This window comes from Nostoc sp., assembly GCF_036916735.1.
Taxonomy (GTDB): Bacteria; Cyanobacteriota; Cyanobacteriia; order Cyanobacteriales; family Nostocaceae; genus Nostoc.
On record NZ_JBALFV010000108.1, the window covers coordinates 140,992 to 157,977 of the forward strand.

Here is a 16,986-nt window from a genome sequence, read left to right on the forward strand (position 1 = left end):
GGATTTTAAATGGTTGCTGTATTTCCGCCGTGGAGTACTAGCAGCTGATTCAATGTTGTAAATTGAATAAAGTTTAATTACTGTACAAAAAATTGAGAATAGCTTTAGCGATCGCTTCATTACCATCCTTAGCAATTGGTTCAGATTGCTTTGGTGGTTGAGGTAACTCATGGAGAAAATTCCAAGTTCCTTGAAAAAACTCAGATGGGGTAATGATTTGGTGCTGGTTATAATTTGTTATGCCTTTTACTATAAAAGTTGCTTCAGCAAAGTCCTCACGGGGGATGGTAACGATAGGTACTCCTAGTAATGTGGCTTCAGCAAAAGTGCTGTAACCAGGCTTAGAAACGACTCGCCCACAAATAGGCATAAAATCCACAGGGCGGTATTTGTGGTCATCAATTTTCACTAAATTAGGTAAATTAGGGGCAGATTGATCAAAAATGATGAATTGCCAATCTGGGAATTGTCGCAGGTTATCATAGGGAATTTGCTGCAAACCTAAGCCGCCAAAGGTCAACAAAATAGTTTTTTCCACTGGTGCGGTTATCCCCCAAAGAGAGCGTAAATCATCAGCAGAGTAATGGGGAGAACCGCCTGTTAAGCCGACATCTGTGATATTGTTAAAAGCCTGCATCGGTTCATGGAAGGGTAGACGAAACAGGCGATCGCACTTTAAGTACCAATCAGTAATCCAATCTGCAACTGCGGTAAATTCACCTCCCCAATCTCGGTAGATCAAGTCCCAACCAAAGTTACTCATCATCCAGCAGGGAATATTTGCACCTTTGGCAAATCCAGGAGCCAGGAAGGGAATATCTGCCAAGATGAGATTAACGCGATTTTGGCAGATAAAATTGACTTCTGAGGCAATCAGTGAATTTTGATGCTTCTTAATATCGAGCAACTTTTCTAAAGTAGCTACTTTATCCATTGTCAAACTATCAGTTTGCACCACACCCAAATCAAATGCACGGGGACGATAGATAAAATCGCCTTCTATATAGCACTCTAGCAACCAGCGTGGGGCAGTAGTTACCAGAATTAGCAAAACTTCTGGACATAATTTTTGAATTGTCGCAGCTACAGAAGCTGTGCGGGTAGCATGACCAAAACCGTGGTTAGTTATGGCTAAGTATAAGATTGGACGTTCCATTTTATAATTAGGAGACGCGATTAATCGCGTCTGTACAAAAGTTAGGAGACGCGATTAATCGCGTCTGTACAAAAGTTAGGAGACGCGATTAATCGCGTCTGTACAAAAGTTAGGAGACGCGATTAATCGCGTCTGTACAAAAGTTAGGAGTTAAAATCATTATTACTAGACTGATAACTTATAACTCCTAACTTTTAATTAATTTTGCTAAAACTTTGAATTGCCTCAATCAATTGGTCGATTTCTGATTCTAAAGTAAAGTAATGGACGGTGGCGCGTATACAACTAGGATCGGCAATTGTGCGAGTTAATATTCTTTGTGAGTCTAAAAATTGCACAAATTTGAGATTAGCTTGGGACTGATTATTTAGCAGTTGGAATGAGACGATACCGCTTTCGGGTGGGGAAGTTAGCAGACACTTAACATCAGGTAATGCCACTAGGGACTTCCAAAGGTAGTCACTGTTTTGGCAAATTTGCTCGTAACGTTCCTGTGAGGTTCCCCATTGCTGATGGATTGCGATCGCCTCCTGTAACCCAACATACAAGGGATAAGCTAATGTAGATACTTCATATCGTCGTCCATCTGGAAGCCAATCTACAGGCTGAGATTGACTATCCACAACAATGCCATTCAAACCAATAAATGTAGGTTTCAGGCTTTCTCGTGCTTCTGGTCGGACATACAAGCCACCAGCACCCGCAGGGCCACATAACCATTTGTGACCAGTGAAAGCATAAAAATCTACTCCCAATTCAGTCAAGTTTAAAGGCAACAAACCAGCAGATTGAGCAGCATCTATCAGTAAAAAAGAATGATTATTTCTGCATACTTCAGCAATTTTATCAAGAGGTAAAACTTGACCAGTATTCCAGAAAACATGACTTAATATTACAAGGCGGGTATTAGGACGTAAGTGCTGGGCAATAACTTTTACAGGGTCGCCCTCATTTAAAGTTGCTTTGAGGGGACAGGTGGTAACTTCCACCGCGAATCTCCGTGATATTTCTTGTGTTGTGGCAATCACACCTGGGTGTTCGCAATCTGAAAGCAGTATATGGTCGCCAGCACGCCACTCGATGCCCCACATAGCGATATTACAGCCAATAGTGACATTCTGCGTAAGAGTAATTGTTTCGCTTGGTGCATGTAACTCTGAAGCGATCGCAACTCTAGCAGCTTGAGTTTGGGGCGCTATCCAGCGATACGCCTCATTACCAAAGGGGCCTATTTGCTGAACATAAGCTTGAGTTTGGGCGATCGCATCCATTGCCTTTTGAGGCATTGGCCCTTGTCCCCCATAATTGAAATAAGTCTTATTCGCTAAAGCAGGAAATTGCTCTCGATGGCTGTGCAACCTGGTTTGTGTGGCAAAAGTACTGGTCATACCAATTTTAGATTTTAGATTGTAGATTTTGGATTAGTCAAAAGTCATTGATCGTTAGTTATTTTTTACTCATCTCCCTCATCCTCCTCATCTCCTCATCTCCTCTATTCTCCCACTCCATCATTAATTGTCTGAGTTACTCCCAGACCGTACTAATTCTTGTTAACTTAAAAGAATGCTAATTAATGCTGAACTCCTACTGCAATACCAACGCTGTAAACGTCGGACTTTTCTAGATATCCACGGTGACAAAAGTCAGCGTGATACTCCCAATGAGTTGCTACAAAAACTACAAGAGGACAAAATCGCTCATCAGCTGAGTGCTTTGGCAAAGGTGACTTATCACCAACCAGATTATTCTTATGGAAACTGGGAAGCGGCAGAGGCAGCAACTTTAGAATTGATGCAGGATGGGGTTGAGTACATCTATAAGGGAGTACTGTTAGCAACTTATTCTGAAGGATACACCCTGCTAAGTCGTCCAGATTTACTCGTCAAACGCCCAGGAAAATCTTGCTTTGGAGATTGGATGTACGTTCCGGCTAATATTGAACTGGGTAAGCGCCCTAAGCAGGAATATCAAGTTGTTGCCGCATTTCATGTGCAGGTATTGGCAACAATACAGGACTTTGCACCAGAAACAGCTTGGCTGATATTGCGTACTAAAGAAAGAAATTATCCTGTGGATTTGCTCAAATGGACACCACGGATGCAGCAGATTTTGGAGGAGTTGATTCAAGTTTTAGAGTTACCAAATTCGCCAGAGGTATTTATTTCTCGGCAAAAGTGCAATCTTTGCCATTGGTACAGTCAATGTTATGCGATCGCTCAATCTGAAAAACATCTCTCACTATTACCAGGTGTAACACCCATTCGCTACACTCAACTGCAAGACGTAGCCATCACCACATTAGAATCTCTCGCTAACACTAGTCCCAGCGCTTTAGAAAACCTAGTTGGTTTTGACAGGGAAGTAGCGCCTAAGCTGATAGTGCAAGCTCAATCTGCATTGGAAAAACGACCGTTAATACTACCCTACCCGCTACCAATAAAAGATATTACATTCACAGCACCTATAGAGCTTTACTTTGATATTGAAGCACAACCAGATTTGGATTTAAATTATCTTTTAGGGGTTTTGGTCGTTGATAGACTTGCCAATACAGAACAGTTTTATTCGTTTTTAGCAGAGAAACCAGAAGACGAAGAATTAGTTTGGCAGCAATTTTTGGATTTGGTTTGGCAATATCCCGAAGCACCAATTTACCATTTTTGTGTGTACGAGTTTGATACAGTCAAACGGTTGGCCAAGCTTTACAAAACTCCTTCCTCCTTAGTGCGTCCTGTACTGAGTCGATTTGTGGATGTATATGAACAATTAACCCAAAGTGTAGCATTGCCTATAGAAAGTTATGCCCTGAAAGCGATCGCTCGTTGGTTAGGATTTGAGTGGCGCGAAAAAGAAGCTAGTGGTGCTAAATGTATTTACTGGTACGATCAGTGGCTAGAAACAGGCGATCGCACCTTATTAGAAATTATCCAAAGCTACAACGAAGATGACTGTCGCGCTACCCTGAGAGTGAAAAACTGGCTTGTAAACTTTTTTCAGGATGAGTATGGTTTACGGCTAGCTTAAGTAATTTTGGCTTTTTTAAAAGTTTTCAATTGCTTAAAATACATGTTATTTGTAGCAGTGTACAGAGTGCAACCATGCTGATTTTGGCGTGATATCTTATTTCTAATTTTTCACTTCTACACAAAATAAATGCAGCTAATTAAAAATATCTTGAAAATACCACGAATTATTTACTTCTTTATCCCAATTATAATTCTCATTTTTTTATTCAATTTTTTACTTATAAATGCCGTTGAAATAAGTAGCATAGAGTTTATCGGTGAAGCTACTTTAGCCAAAGGTTTAACCTTACAAAAAACTGAAATTGGAGGTTTATCTGGAATTACCTATGATTCCAAAAACAACCTTTATTATGTTATTTCCGATGACCGTGGACAAAAAGCTGCCGCTCGTTTTTACGCCCTCAAAATCGACTTAAGCAAGGGTTTACTAGAAAAGGGTAGAGTTGTTCCTGTCAGCGTTATTACATTATTAAATGAAAATGGTCAAACATTTCGCCCAGGTGAAACTGATACAGAAGGTATTGCCTTAACTAATAAAACAACTGTATTTATTTCTTCTGAAGGTGATGCTGCAAAATTAATTAATCCTTTTATTAAAGAGTTTTCACTATCTTCTGGTAAAGAAATTACAACACTTCCCATACCAAACAAATTTTTGCCCGATAAAAGTGGTAAACAAGGTATCCGCAACAATTTGGCTTTTGAAAGCCTTACCATCACACCTGATAAAAAGCATCTATTCACAGCCACCGAAAATGCTCTTATTCAAGATGGTGTCGCAGCGAAAGCTAATATCGGTACTCCTTGTCGGATTTTGCAATACAACTTGCTCAACAACCAGCCAGAAAAGGAATTTCTTTACCAAACAGAAGCAGTTTCCCCTTTTTTGAATCTGACTGGCAAATTCGCTAGTGGATTACCTGATTTACTTGCTCTCGATAATCAAGGACACTTCCTAAGTTTAGAACGGTCTTTTACTGGTTTAGGATTTGCTATTTCCCTATTTCAGGTTTCTTTAAAAGGATCTGACGATATTCATCAGATAAATAGCCTTTTAGCAGTTGACTCCAAAAATGTTAAACCAGTTCAGAAAAAACTGCTGTTAGATTTAAGAACCCTAGATGTGCTGCTAGACAACATCGAAGGCTTAACTCTTGGGCCTAAACTACCCGATGGTCAGCAATCATTAATTCTCATCAGTGATAACAATTTTAACTCCCTGCAACGCACCCAGATACTAGCCTTTAAAATTAAAATCGAAACACCACTAATCAGATTATTACGCCGTTTACTCCCAAATCTCAACCGTTAGCTGTACAGAGATATTAAGGTTTACTACTATTTACTTTTTCCTGTGTATTCACGGAATCTACTAAACAGCTTTATCTAGCTTATTTGTAGTTTCAGTGTAATTTCTCAACCGTGTTGCTTAATAAATATGTTACACAATATTTAGGAAACTTTTCAGAGAGATTAACTTTGATTACAACATATATTTTCTAACAAATATAATAATTTCTCAATTTGTATTTCATAATTAGCTAAATTTATTAAAATATTTTGCCAACAATATTTTTCATGAATGATTTTTATGTTACAAAATAAAATTGAGAATATGGTAGGGCAAAAAGCAGAGAGCGACGATTATATTGGACAGTTCTTAAATAATCGCTATTTAATTAAAGATTTAATTGGCAAAGGAGGGATGAGTAGAGTTTATTTAGCAGAAGATACTGCCAAAGGTGGTATGGCGATCGCAGTCAAAGTTTTATCATTTAATTTGGCTAATCAGCACATGTCCCAACGCTTTGCTAGAGAAATTTTTATTGGCGCTCAGTTGGGTCGCAAAAGTAAACATATTGTTCGCGTTTTAAGTTATGGCGTTACTGATGATAAAACTCCATTTTATGTAATGGAATACCTACAAGGAAAAAATCTCAAACAACTTCTCAAAGTTCAGCCCCTAACAATAGCAAAATTTTTAGAGATTTGTAATCAAATTTGTTTAGGCTTACAATGTGCCCACCAAGGTATCAGCCTCAAAGGAGAGATTTATCCTATTGTTCATAGAGATATTAAACCAGAAAATATATTCCTTACTGAAGATAATAAACAAGGAGAAATTGTTAAAATACTCGATTTTGGTATTGCCAAGTTTTTAACAGAGCGAAGTGGGATGACCCTAACAGATTCTTTTATTGGCAGTTTACCTTATTGTTCTCCCGAACACATGGAAGGGCAAAAATTACTAGATGTCCGCTCTGATATTTACAGTTTAGGAGTACTAATGTTTGAGATGCTGACAGGAAAACATCCATTTCAGACAAAAAGTAACTCTTTTGGCACTTGGTATCAAGCGCATCGCTTTCAAATTCCACCTACCCCTGAGGAAGTGAATCCACAAGTAAAAATTCCACAGACGTTAGAAAAAATAGTGATGAGTTGTTTAGCTAAAGAAGTAAGCGATCGTCCTCAAAATATCAACCAAATATTAGAAGATTTAGAAAAAGTTAATCTTCAGATTAATGATGGTATTTCCAACAAGAACAGTGACATTATTAATCTTTCATTTCCGGTTAAATTAGTATCTTCAACTTTATTATCAGAAAAAGAGTGTTTGCAGAAGAATTGGCCTAAAAATAAACCAATTGCGCCAATTGGTTTTCCCCATTTACTACAAACGACTGAAAGAGCTATACCAACTTTTTGGGCAATGTTACCCAAACAGGATATCACAAAATTTTTGGATAAAATACATGGTACTGAATTTATTAGTCAAATTAATGTTTACCCAATGCTATTGTGGGTAACAGTACTATATGATACTCAACCTTCTATGGCTAAGTGGCTACCTTATTTTCTAGATTTGAAAGATAATACAAGCCAGAAGATAGCACGTAGTTTAGTAGAAGTAGGTTACTATCATTTACTATTTTTTGCTGTAGAAGATCCAACTCAATGCTCTTATGTAACAACCTTAAATCTTACAAATAACCAGCGCCAGCAACTTATAAATTGCTTAGACATGAGGCAACATTCAAATGAATCAATTCAGTCTAATCAAGCAAAAAATCTTTTAAAAGCAGATTATGAAAATTTGAAGTTAGACATCTTACAAAAGTTGGCTATAGCTCAGAAAATGGAGACAGAAGGGTTAAAAAATTGGATGGATAAATTTTTAGAAAGTTTTTTAACCCTTTTATCACGTCCTTGAAAGGTTGCTAGAAAAATGTTGAAATTATTAATTAATGATATTTTTATATGTGTATTACTAACTTTAAATAGACTCAGCAGGAGAGGTGAATAAAGTGAATCAGAGCTTATTTACATCCCCAAGTAGTACGGGCTTGCTTGCCAATCGTTATCAACTCAAGCAATTAATTGGTAGCGGTGGCATGGGTGAAGTTTTTTTAGCAAATGATATTTTGTTAGGAGGCATACCAGTTGCTATCAAGTTTTTAACTCAAACTGTTGTCAATAAAAAAATGCAACAAGACTTTGCTCGTGAAGCTTTAATGAGTGCAGCTTTGAGTCAAAAGAGCTTACATATAGTGCGGGCGTATGATTATGGTGTGAATGAGAAAGGAAAACCATATTACGTCATGGAATATTTATCTGGTAAGAGTTTAAAGGATTTAATTCCGCTACCACTGCCCATGTTTTTGACTCTTTCCCGCCAAATTTGTTTGGGCTTACAGTGTGCCCATCAAGGCATTAACATTGATGGCAAAATTTCTCCGTTAGTTCATAGAGATATCAAACCTGCCAATATATTAGTTATTCCCGATCCAATACTGGGGCAGTTAGTTAAAATTCTCGATTTTGGTATTGCTAAATTTTTGAATTATACATCATTAACAGCTAGTACAAGCAGGGAATTTCATGGTACTTTACCTTACTGTTCTCCAGAACAGCTAGATGGGGAAAAATTAGATAGTCGCTCTGATATTTATAGCTTGGGTGTGATGATGTTTGAAATGCTCACAGGCAAAAAACCTTGGAAACCAGAAACTGATTACTTTGGAGCTTGGTATAAAGCACATCACTTTGAACAACCAAAAGCGATCGCAGATGTTCAACCTACTCTTAAAATACCTCAAAAGCTAAATATTTTAATCATGTCTTGTCTTGCGAAAAAATCTTGCGATCGCCCACAAAATATCGCTCAGATTTTGCAATTTTTAAACAGTTTAGAAGAGTCTAATTACCCCAGTATAGCTACAACTTTACCCTCTAGTTCCATTCTTAGCCGTCCTTTAGATTCAGGTTTACCAATCACAGTAGAACAAGGCTGTCGAAAACTTTTGTGGCCTCAAAATAAACCAATTCAAGAAATTGTTTTTCCTCAGCTTATAGACACCAAACAGGGATCTATGACAACGCTATGGTTGATGTTGCGTAAACAAGAAATCAACAACTATGCCCTTTCTACCCCTTATAACCAGTTTATCTTCATGACATCTCCTCACCCAATGCTGTTGTGGGTAACTGTACTCTACAATCGGCAATTGGCTCCTAAATGGCTACCTTGCTACTTAGATATGCAAAATCCCCAAAATCTTAGACTGGTAAGTTTCCTGGCTGAAAATGAACACTATCCTTTGATTTTCTTTACTTTAGAAGCACCACATTCCTGCACCAATGTTCTTAGCAGTCCCATTGAGCCAACTGAGCGACAAATGTTGAAAACCTGGGCGCAACAAATTCATAATCTACCACCAACATCTGTGCCCCACTTGAGCAAACAGCTATTAAAGCAGCAGTATAAACAAATACAATCCCAGATATTGCAGCATCTGGAATCACAGCCACAGCCTGTATTATCAGGATTTTGACGAAAAATCTGCACCTTTTGAGAGAGGGTGCAAAAAAGTCCTAATTTTCAACTCCAAAACACTTGACAAATAGAAAAAAAATAGTGATAATAGCAAAGTTGCCAAATAAGGGACTGTAGTTCAATTGGTTAGAGCACCGCCCTGTCACGGCGGAAGTTGCGGGTTCGAGCCCCGTCAGTCCCGTTCTAAATTTATGAGTAGTGAATCACTGAACCGAATTTAGGTGATTTTGGATTTTGAATTTCCCAAAGGCATTGACTCAGAATTCAGAGTTTGAATATAAGCTACATTTATCATGCTTTGCAAAAGAGAGAATTAACTGTGACTGTCAGAGTCCGTATTGCACCGAGTCCAACCGGAAATTTACATATTGGTACAGCTAGAACGGCTGTATTTAACTGGTTATTTGCCCGCCACCACGGCGGTAAATTTATACTGCGAATAGAAGATACAGATTTAGAGCGATCGCGTCTTGAATACACCGAGAATATTCTAGAAGGATTGCGTTGGCTAGGGCTTAACTGGGATGAAGGGCCATTTTTCCAATCTCAACGCCTGGATTTTTATAAGGAAGCAGTGCAAAAACTGCTAGATCAAGGATTAGCCTATCGCTGCTACACCACTTCTGAAGAACTAGAAACTCTAAGAGAAGCTCAGAAAGCTAGAGGCGAAGCTCCTCGCTATGACAACCGTCACCGCAACCTTACCCCAGAACAACGCGCTGCATTTGAAGCAGAAGGTCGCTCCTCTGTGATTCGCTTCAAAATAGAAGATGGGCAAGAAATTGTCTGGAATGACTTAGTAAGGGGAAAAATGTCTTGGCGAGGTAGCGATTTAGGTGGTGATATGGTCATCGCCCGCGCCTCAGAAGAAGGAAGCGGTCAACCTTTATACAACTTTGTCGTTGTAGTGGATGACATCGATATGCAAATCACCCATGTCATTCGCGGAGAAGACCATATCGCCAATACCGCCAAGCAAATTTTACTGTATGAAGCAATAGGTGCAAAAATCCCAGAGTTTGCCCACACGCCGCTGATTTTGAATATGGAAGGGCGCAAGCTTTCTAAGCGGGATGGTGTTACTTCCATTTGTGACTTTGAGAAAATGGGCTTTACTGCTGAAGGCTTAGTGAATTACATGACATTACTGGGTTGGTCGCCACCAGACTCGACCCAAGAAATATTTACCTTAGAAGCAGCAGCTAAAGAGTTTGGTTTTGAGCGTGTAAATAAAGCAGGTGCAAAGTTTGACTGGGACAAGCTGGATTGGTTGAACAGTCAGTATATCCACAAAACACCAGTAGATAAACTCACAGATTTACTTATACCTTATTGGCAAGCGGCTGGGTATAAATTTGATGGTGGAAGAGAACGCCCTTGGTTAGAACAGCTTGTAACTTTAATTAGCCAGAGTTTGACTCGTTTAGTAGATGCAGTACCTCAAAGCCAACTGTTTTTTACTGACACAGTTGAATTTAGCGACGAAGCCAGTACACAACTGAAGCAAGAAGGTTCTAATGCTGTCCTTGAGGCGATTGTCACAGCTTTAGAAAATCAGCCGCAACTGTCAGAAGCCGCCGCCCAAGATATTATTAAACAAGTGGTGAAAGAGCAAAAAGTCAAAAAAGGCTTAGTAATGCGATCGCTAAGAGCAGCCTTAACTGGAGATGTTCATGGCCCCGACCTCATACAATCTTGGTTACTACTAAATCAGATTGATTTAGATAAGTCGCGCTTGAGTAGAGCAATAACGAAAGCTAATTAACGATTACAACAATTTTTAGATGGATCTGAGAGTGGGGAGTGGGGGAAATAAGGGAGCAGGGGAAGCAGGGGAAGCAGGGGAAGAATAACTATTAATTATTTATTGACCAATGCCCCATGCCCTATTCCCTATTGCCCATTCCCCATTTCCTATAAATTTTGGATTGCTCGAGTAATAGAGCAACTATAAGAACAAGAAATCATTAACTAATTACTAATGATTTATTCCCACTTTCAAATCTAAAATAGGTAGTCAATTCTCCTCACGTTGGGAACTTGGTGTGTAAAATTCATGTCTTCAAAAACACTTAGAAGCGAACGTAATTACAATGCCAAAAAAAGCGTTCAATAGAGGGATGAGATTATCGTTCATGATAGTTATGCTGTTCATCACATCGACAGTAAATGCTGCCGTCGATGCTCAGGAAGCGCCAACGATATTTGGAGATGTCACCATTGGTCCTCAGTTTTCTCCAGACCCTCTGACAGTTCGCGGGATGAGTGGTGGTTCAATATCTGGGAGTCAAGTAGGTGCCAGAAGTGAAACAGCCACTGGCCCTTGCACCGGCTTTGTTGATGAAACACCAGACCACACATTAGCGCTAACAAGTAAATTTGACTACCTAAAGCTGCAAGTTCAAAGTCCTGAAGACACCACTATCATTATTAAGGGGCCCGGTGGTACTTGGTGCAATGACGATTTTGATGGCAAAAATGCTGGCATGATTGGTGAATGGCTGCCTGGAACTTACGAAGTTTGGGTTGGTTCCTACGAAAAAGGTAAGTATCTTCCTTACACTCTACAAATTACAGAAGTTAAGTAAGGAATGGGGCATTACCGCAAAGCGGAAGTCAAAAGTCAAAAGTTTTGTATATCAAGGCTTTTGCAGGGCATTGTTTATTTTCCTTTTCTCCCTCATCTCCCCTACTTCCCCTAGTCATGATTGAAAGAGGCTGGAATGACACAAGGAGCATTCTGGAGAAATTATCCGTGTCTTTGCATCCCGTTGCGCTCCCTTTTCTCGTGCGATTTTGTATTAAAATTAAGTTAACTTTGATTAAGATTCTTGTTGGCATCGCCATAATGTCCTAAATGCCTTACGGCAGTGCATATAAGAGATCAAATTAAACAAAATGGATTTATAAACATCCGTTTAACAGCTTAAAGTGACAGAGTAATGAACATTCGGTTGCTGAGGCTGATGAGTTGTATAGGCATCTAGAGGCAAATTAAAATGAAATTCTCTTGGAAAGTCTTAGTACTCTGGACATTGCCTGCTTTGGTAATTGGTTTTTTCTTCTGGCAAGGGGCTTTTGCAGGCTCTCCTACCGACATGAGTAAGAATGCAGCGAATACCCGCATGACTTATGGTCGCTTTCTAGAATACTTGGATGGCGATCGCGTCACCAGCGTGGATCTGTACGAAGGCGGTAGGACAGCAATTATAGAAGCCCGCGATCCAGACATCGAAAATCGTGTCCAAAGATGGCGTGTGGATTTGCCTGTTAACGCTCCTGAGTTAATTAGCAAGCTGAAAGAAAAAGACATTAGTTTTGATGCTCACCCCATGCGGAATGATGGCGCAATTTGGGGATTGTTGGGCAATCTCATCTTTCCAGTTTTATTGATTACCGGGTTGTTCTTTTTGTTCCGGCGTTCTAGCAACCTCCCCGGCGGGCCAGGTCAAGCGATGAATTTCGGCAAATCCAAAGCGCGTTTCCAAATGGAAGCAAAAACCGGGGTCAAATTTGATGACGTAGCCGGGATTGAAGAAGCTAAGGAAGAATTGCAAGAAGTTGTCACCTTCCTGAAGCAGCCAGAAAGATTTACGGCAGTAGGCGCACGGATTCCCAAGGGAGTGCTGTTAATTGGGCCTCCTGGAACTGGTAAAACTTTACTAGCAAAAGCGATCGCTGGTGAAGCAGGCGTACCTTTCTTCAGTATTTCCGGTTCGGAATTCGTGGAAATGTTCGTTGGTGTGGGTGCATCCCGCGTCCGCGATTTATTCAAGAAAGCCAAAGACAACGCCCCCTGTATCATCTTCATCGATGAAATCGACGCAGTTGGACGGCAACGGGGCGCTGGTATCGGTGGCGGTAACGACGAGAGAGAGCAAACCCTTAACCAATTGCTCACCGAAATGGACGGGTTTGAAGGTAACACAGGCATCATTATTATTGCTGCTACCAACCGTCCTGACGTATTAGACTCAGCTTTGTTGCGTCCCGGTCGCTTTGACAGACAAGTAACTGTCGATGCACCCGATATCAAAGGACGTTTGGAAATCTTACAAGTCCATGCGCGGAACAAGAAATTAGATCCTAGTGTATCCTTGGATGCGATCGCTCGCCGCACTCCTGGATTTACTGGTGCTGACTTAGCCAACTTACTCAACGAAGCGGCAATTCTGACTGCTAGAAGACGCAAAGAAGCGATCACCCTCCGCGAAATAGATGACGCAGTGGATCGGGTAGTCGCTGGGATGGAAGGTACTCCTTTGGTAGATAGCAAGAGCAAGCGCTTAATTGCTTACCACGAAATCGGACACGCTTTGGTTGGGACTTTGTTAAAAGACCATGACGCAGTGCAGAAAGTCACCTTAATCCCAAGAGGACAAGCGCAAGGTTTGACTTGGTTTACTCCCAATGAAGAACAAGGGTTAATTTCTCGTTCTCAATTGAGAGCAAGGATTACTGGTGCTTTGGGCGGTCGTGCTGCTGAAGAGGTGATTTTTGGCGCTGCGGAAGTTACCACTGGTGCTGGTGGAGACTTGCAGCAGTTATCGGGAATGGCGCGGCAAATGGTGACTCGTTTCGGAATGTCCGACTTAGGGCCACTTTCATTGGAAAGCCAGCAGGGTGAAGTGTTTCTGGGTCGTGACTGGACAACCCGATCTGAGTATTCCGAATCTATCGCCTCTCGCATTGATGGACAAGTGCGAGCGATCGTGGAAGAATGCTATGAAAACGCCAAGAAGATTGTGCGTGACCATCGCACTGTCACCGATCGCTTAGTCGATTTGCTCATCGAAAAAGAAACCATTGACGGCGAAGAATTCCGCCAGATTGTGGCTGAGTACGCTGAAGTTCCTGAGAAGCAGCAGTACGTACCACAACTGTAATAGTTAGCTGTAATCAGCAATGCTCACTTAATATTTTGCAAAAGTTGGGGATGGTAAATACCATCCCCAACTGATTTTTTAGCTATAGAATGAAGTATTTTGCGATCGCGCCTCAAAAAATCCACCTCTAAATCATTCGGTGATTTGCGATGAATCGGAGCATGAAAGGCTCTTCGTATCGTCAAGAAGCATGACTCATCACCGGAAATTTACAGGTGGAAATTTTTAGTGGTGGGTTAGCCTATAATCCTCCGCCAAGACGATGGTTTGTTAGGTTTCGTGCCTTAACCCAATCTACAAGATCGGGCGATCGCTTGTACTCTATCTAAGAGCAAACTGCTGTAAAGAGCTAACCTGTAATACCTAGCTGATTTCGCAGATTATTCAAAATATAGTAATACCATGATTTGTTTTGGTCATTTTGCCATCCTTGGATTGTATGCCAGTCAACTCTTAAGTTCCACAGATGGACCTGTTTAAGTTCGTTGTCCGGAGGACAACCAGGAAAAGCTGCTCGTAATCCGTTATAATTTCCTTGAAATCGACCTTGGCTCACTGCTTGGGCAGCACTTCTCCCAGATTCAAGATTTATTTCAGCTATAGTCTCAAACAATGGGAGAAGTCGATCCACTCCAAGATCAAAGTAGACACCATAATAATATATACGCGGCTCAGGCGAGTTAGGCGGCTCACGACCTTCATACACATCTGGTTGCGCTATCCAACTGTCCAAGTGTTCATTTGTCTCCTCAAAAAACTCTCTCCAAGCACCTATGATGGGGATCTCCATTTCATTAAGTTCACCACCTGGAAGTGCATAATCATTGCCACCATTAAGCCGCTGCCCTGGTGGGGAAAGGACATGACCTCCGCCTATAGGGTCGTGGAAAAACAAGCCATATTGATTTTTGAAACCTATGATAAAGTCGCCTCGTCCATTGTGAGCGACAGCATAGACGTATCGTTTGACCTTTTTTTTCTTCTTCTTGCTTTTTCCAGAAGCTGTGTTCTTCACCCACTGTGCTGCTTCTTTCCCACTGTTTTTGTATTTTTGATTAATAGAGCCACCCACAGCTTTCCCAATTTTAATCAGCTCGTCTGGGGGTAGCTTTACCTTTTGTGTGTCTCCAGATTTTCCAGGTACTACATAAGAATCTAAATCAACACTCGCTGCCATCCATGACGGTTCCAATGATTTCGATGGTTCGTTTTTCTGCCCGAATATAAGAGCCGCAATTAATGCAATGGCAGACCATCCGTAATATAGTGCCTGTTCCAAACCCCTCTTTTGTAAAGAATTGTCTAGGGTCTCTGTTATGGTATCGTATACGTCTGTAGACGGAACCGTATTACATTCACAATGGAATCCCACACCTCCAGGTACTGTCATCGTCATCTTCCAATTACCTGGCTTGGGGTTTTTGACAATAAGACATCGAACTGAAGAACCCGACATGATCACTAGTTGGTTTTCTTCTTGAATATTATGATCGTATTTGGTTCCATCAGGTCCTTCAATTGTCAGTATTGCACCAGTTGGGAAATCGATTGAGTCATCGTCTTTAGTGAGGACTGCATATAAATAAGGTGCCCCCGCTTTGATATTCATCGTATGGCTGGAGGCATGCCTTTGTTTGTTATTAGTAGCGCTATTACATGCACAATAACAGTATGAATTGTCACCATACAAATTAATCCAGTTAGAACGAAAGGCTGGTAATGTCATAACTGAATACTCAAGACTGTCCTCGCGCTCTATTGAATCTCCTCCAAAATAATGAGTTTCCACTGCTAGCTGCCCATTACAGGCAACCTTTGGCACTTCACCGTGGCTATAATCTTTGCTCTTTTTATCATCCCAGCTATCAATGGTGTTATTGTTAACTTGACCTGTGCCGCGATACCAAAGAGTATTTTTAAGTCCCTGAGATTTGTGAACCTCGACTACTAAACCGTCATTAGTGACGGCAACTGAGGGTTGTACTCCGTTATCATATTTGACGCTTTTGCTTTGGTCGCCCTTAACCCAAATGGTTCCATCATTTTTAACTCTGCCAACGCGATACCAAAGAGTATTATCTTTTTCGTGAACCATGACCACTACCCCGTCATCAGTAATGCTAACTGAGGGTCGTACTCCATTGTCATTTTCAATTTTGATGCTTTTGTCGTTATTCTCCCAATCAATCGTGTTACCTTTAACTCTGCCAACGCGATACCAAAGAGTATCATTGCCCTGAGACTTGTGAACCTCGACCACTAGCCCGTTATTATTCATGGCAACTGAGGGATATACTCCGCTGTCATATTCGGCGCTTTTGTTGTTATTCTTCCAATCAATCGTGTCACCTTTAACTGTGCCAAGACGATACCAAAGAGTATTTTTCAATCCCTGAGATATGTGAACCTCGACCACTAACCCGTCATCGGTAATGGCAACTGAGGGTTGTACTCCGTTATCATATTTGACGCTTTTGTCCTTGTTACGCCACTGGATCTCCTTACCTTTAACATCACCAACACGATACCAGAGGGTACTACCTAGTCCCTGAGTTTCGTGAACTTCTACAACCACATTTCCATTATTCAAAGCAATATCTGGCGACCTACCAGTATCGTAACGATCACCTTTACCAAAATTGTCATCTCCAACAGATGTACCATCTCCAATAGATGAACTATCTTTTAATACTGGTAATACTGGTCTTGTGTTTGGGTTATCTAAAATTTTTTTAATTGCATTCTGCAATGGAAAACGGTTTGAGTCCATAGTAATAATTTAACTCCGTAAACTAGCATCATCTGTGATCAACGAAATACTAAACTGAACCAATGTGGTTATCAACTGATTTTGATTTATGACAATGTTTGACGTACAATGCGTGAAACTTGTTGGCGCAAAGTGTTAAGCTAATGAGCATTGAAGTTGCATAAAACCAGCGCTAGAGCCGCTTACTACAAGGAAATCAGTATGGAAAAATTAATGGCGATTAGCTTATTTAATCGCTCAATATAACTTCTCTGACATATCCTTACCGACTGCACGATGCCTTTGACTTGGCAATACTTGTTTGTAAGCTG

At 40.6% G+C, this 16,986-nt stretch carries 11 protein-coding genes and 1 tRNA gene; 8 read left to right on the plus strand and 4 right to left on the minus strand.

What is annotated here, in order from left to right:
- Nucleotides 1-73 precede the first annotated feature (73 nt).
- Nucleotides 74-1,156 carry a glycosyl transferase gene (locus tag V7L20_RS26985; RefSeq protein ID WP_334747016.1) on the minus strand — a complete coding sequence of 361 codons (1,083 nt, stop codon included), beginning with the start codon at nucleotides 1,154-1,156 and terminating at the stop codon, nucleotides 74-76.
- Between the two features lie 194 nt (nucleotides 1,157-1,350).
- Nucleotides 1,351-2,544, minus strand: coding sequence for an aminotransferase class V-fold PLP-dependent enzyme (locus tag V7L20_RS26990; protein WP_334747017.1), 1,194 nt, complete (start codon nucleotides 2,542-2,544; stop codon nucleotides 1,351-1,353).
- 175 nt (nucleotides 2,545-2,719) lie between these two features.
- Between V7L20_RS26990 and V7L20_RS26995 the strand changes: the two genes are divergently transcribed.
- From V7L20_RS26995 to ftsH2, 8 genes are all read left to right on the plus strand, one after another.
- Nucleotides 2,720-4,180, plus strand: coding sequence for a TM0106 family RecB-like putative nuclease (locus V7L20_RS26995; protein ID WP_334747018.1), 1,461 nt, complete (start codon nucleotides 2,720-2,722; stop codon nucleotides 4,178-4,180).
- Between the two features lie 129 nt (nucleotides 4,181-4,309).
- On the plus strand, nucleotides 4,310-5,494 hold the full coding sequence (locus V7L20_RS27000; RefSeq protein ID WP_334747019.1) for an esterase-like activity of phytase family protein: 1,185 nt from the start codon (nucleotides 4,310-4,312) through the stop codon (nucleotides 5,492-5,494).
- Nucleotides 5,495-5,773: 279 nt separating this feature from the next.
- Nucleotides 5,774-7,396 (plus strand): serine/threonine protein kinase, encoded by a 1,623-nt coding sequence (locus tag V7L20_RS27005; RefSeq protein WP_334747020.1) that lies wholly within the window; start codon nucleotides 5,774-5,776, stop codon nucleotides 7,394-7,396.
- 94 nt (nucleotides 7,397-7,490) lie between these two features.
- Nucleotides 7,491-9,017: a serine/threonine protein kinase gene (locus V7L20_RS27010; RefSeq protein WP_334747021.1), complete on the plus strand. Its 1,527-nt coding sequence runs from the start codon at nucleotides 7,491-7,493 to the stop codon at nucleotides 9,015-9,017.
- A 109-nt stretch (nucleotides 9,018-9,126) separates the two neighbouring features.
- A tRNA-Asp gene (locus V7L20_RS27015) sits at nucleotides 9,127-9,200 on the plus strand.
- Between the two features lie 138 nt (nucleotides 9,201-9,338).
- Nucleotides 9,339-10,784 (plus strand): glutamate--tRNA ligase, encoded by a 1,446-nt coding sequence (gene gltX, locus V7L20_RS27020; protein ID WP_334747119.1) that lies wholly within the window; start codon nucleotides 9,339-9,341, stop codon nucleotides 10,782-10,784.
- A 328-nt stretch (nucleotides 10,785-11,112) separates the two neighbouring features.
- Entirely contained in the window at nucleotides 11,113-11,607 is a 495-nt protein-coding gene (locus tag V7L20_RS27025) for a hypothetical protein (RefSeq protein WP_334747022.1), read from the plus strand.
- A gap of 411 nt (nucleotides 11,608-12,018) precedes the next feature.
- Nucleotides 12,019-13,905: an ATP-dependent zinc metalloprotease FtsH2 gene (ftsH2, locus tag V7L20_RS27030; RefSeq protein ID WP_334747023.1), complete on the plus strand. Its 1,887-nt coding sequence runs from the start codon at nucleotides 12,019-12,021 to the stop codon at nucleotides 13,903-13,905.
- Nucleotides 13,906-13,928: 23 nt separating this feature from the next.
- On the opposite strand, the gene V7L20_RS27035 is transcribed toward ftsH2, so the two are convergent.
- Nucleotides 13,929-14,090: a hypothetical protein gene (locus V7L20_RS27035; RefSeq protein WP_334747024.1), complete on the minus strand. Its 162-nt coding sequence runs from the start codon at nucleotides 14,088-14,090 to the stop codon at nucleotides 13,929-13,931.
- Nucleotides 14,091-14,254: 164 nt separating this feature from the next.
- Entirely contained in the window at nucleotides 14,255-16,675 is a 2,421-nt protein-coding gene (locus V7L20_RS27040) for an NUDIX hydrolase (RefSeq protein WP_334747025.1), read from the minus strand.
- Nucleotides 16,676-16,986: the final 311 nt, after the last annotated feature.

Coding starts and splice junctions, on each gene's coding strand:
- V7L20_RS27005 (WP_334747020.1), top strand. CDS start 5,774: ATGTTACAAAATAAAATTGAGAATATGGTAGGGCAAAAAGCAGAGAGC.
- V7L20_RS27000 (WP_334747019.1), top strand. CDS start 4,310: ATGCAGCTAATTAAAAATATCTTGAAAATACCACGAATTATTTACTTC.
- V7L20_RS27025 (WP_334747022.1), top strand. CDS start 11,113: ATGCCAAAAAAAGCGTTCAATAGAGGGATGAGATTATCGTTCATGATA.
- ftsH2 (WP_334747023.1), top strand. CDS start 12,019: ATGAAATTCTCTTGGAAAGTCTTAGTACTCTGGACATTGCCTGCTTTG.
- V7L20_RS26985 (WP_334747016.1), bottom strand. CDS start 1,156: ATGGAACGTCCAATCTTATACTTAGCCATAACTAACCACGGTTTTGGT.
- V7L20_RS26990 (WP_334747017.1), bottom strand. CDS start 2,544: ATGACCAGTACTTTTGCCACACAAACCAGGTTGCACAGCCATCGAGAG.
- V7L20_RS26995 (WP_334747018.1), top strand. CDS start 2,720: ATGCTAATTAATGCTGAACTCCTACTGCAATACCAACGCTGTAAACGT.
- V7L20_RS27040 (WP_334747025.1), bottom strand. CDS start 16,675: ATGGACTCAAACCGTTTTCCATTGCAGAATGCAATTAAAAAAATTTTA.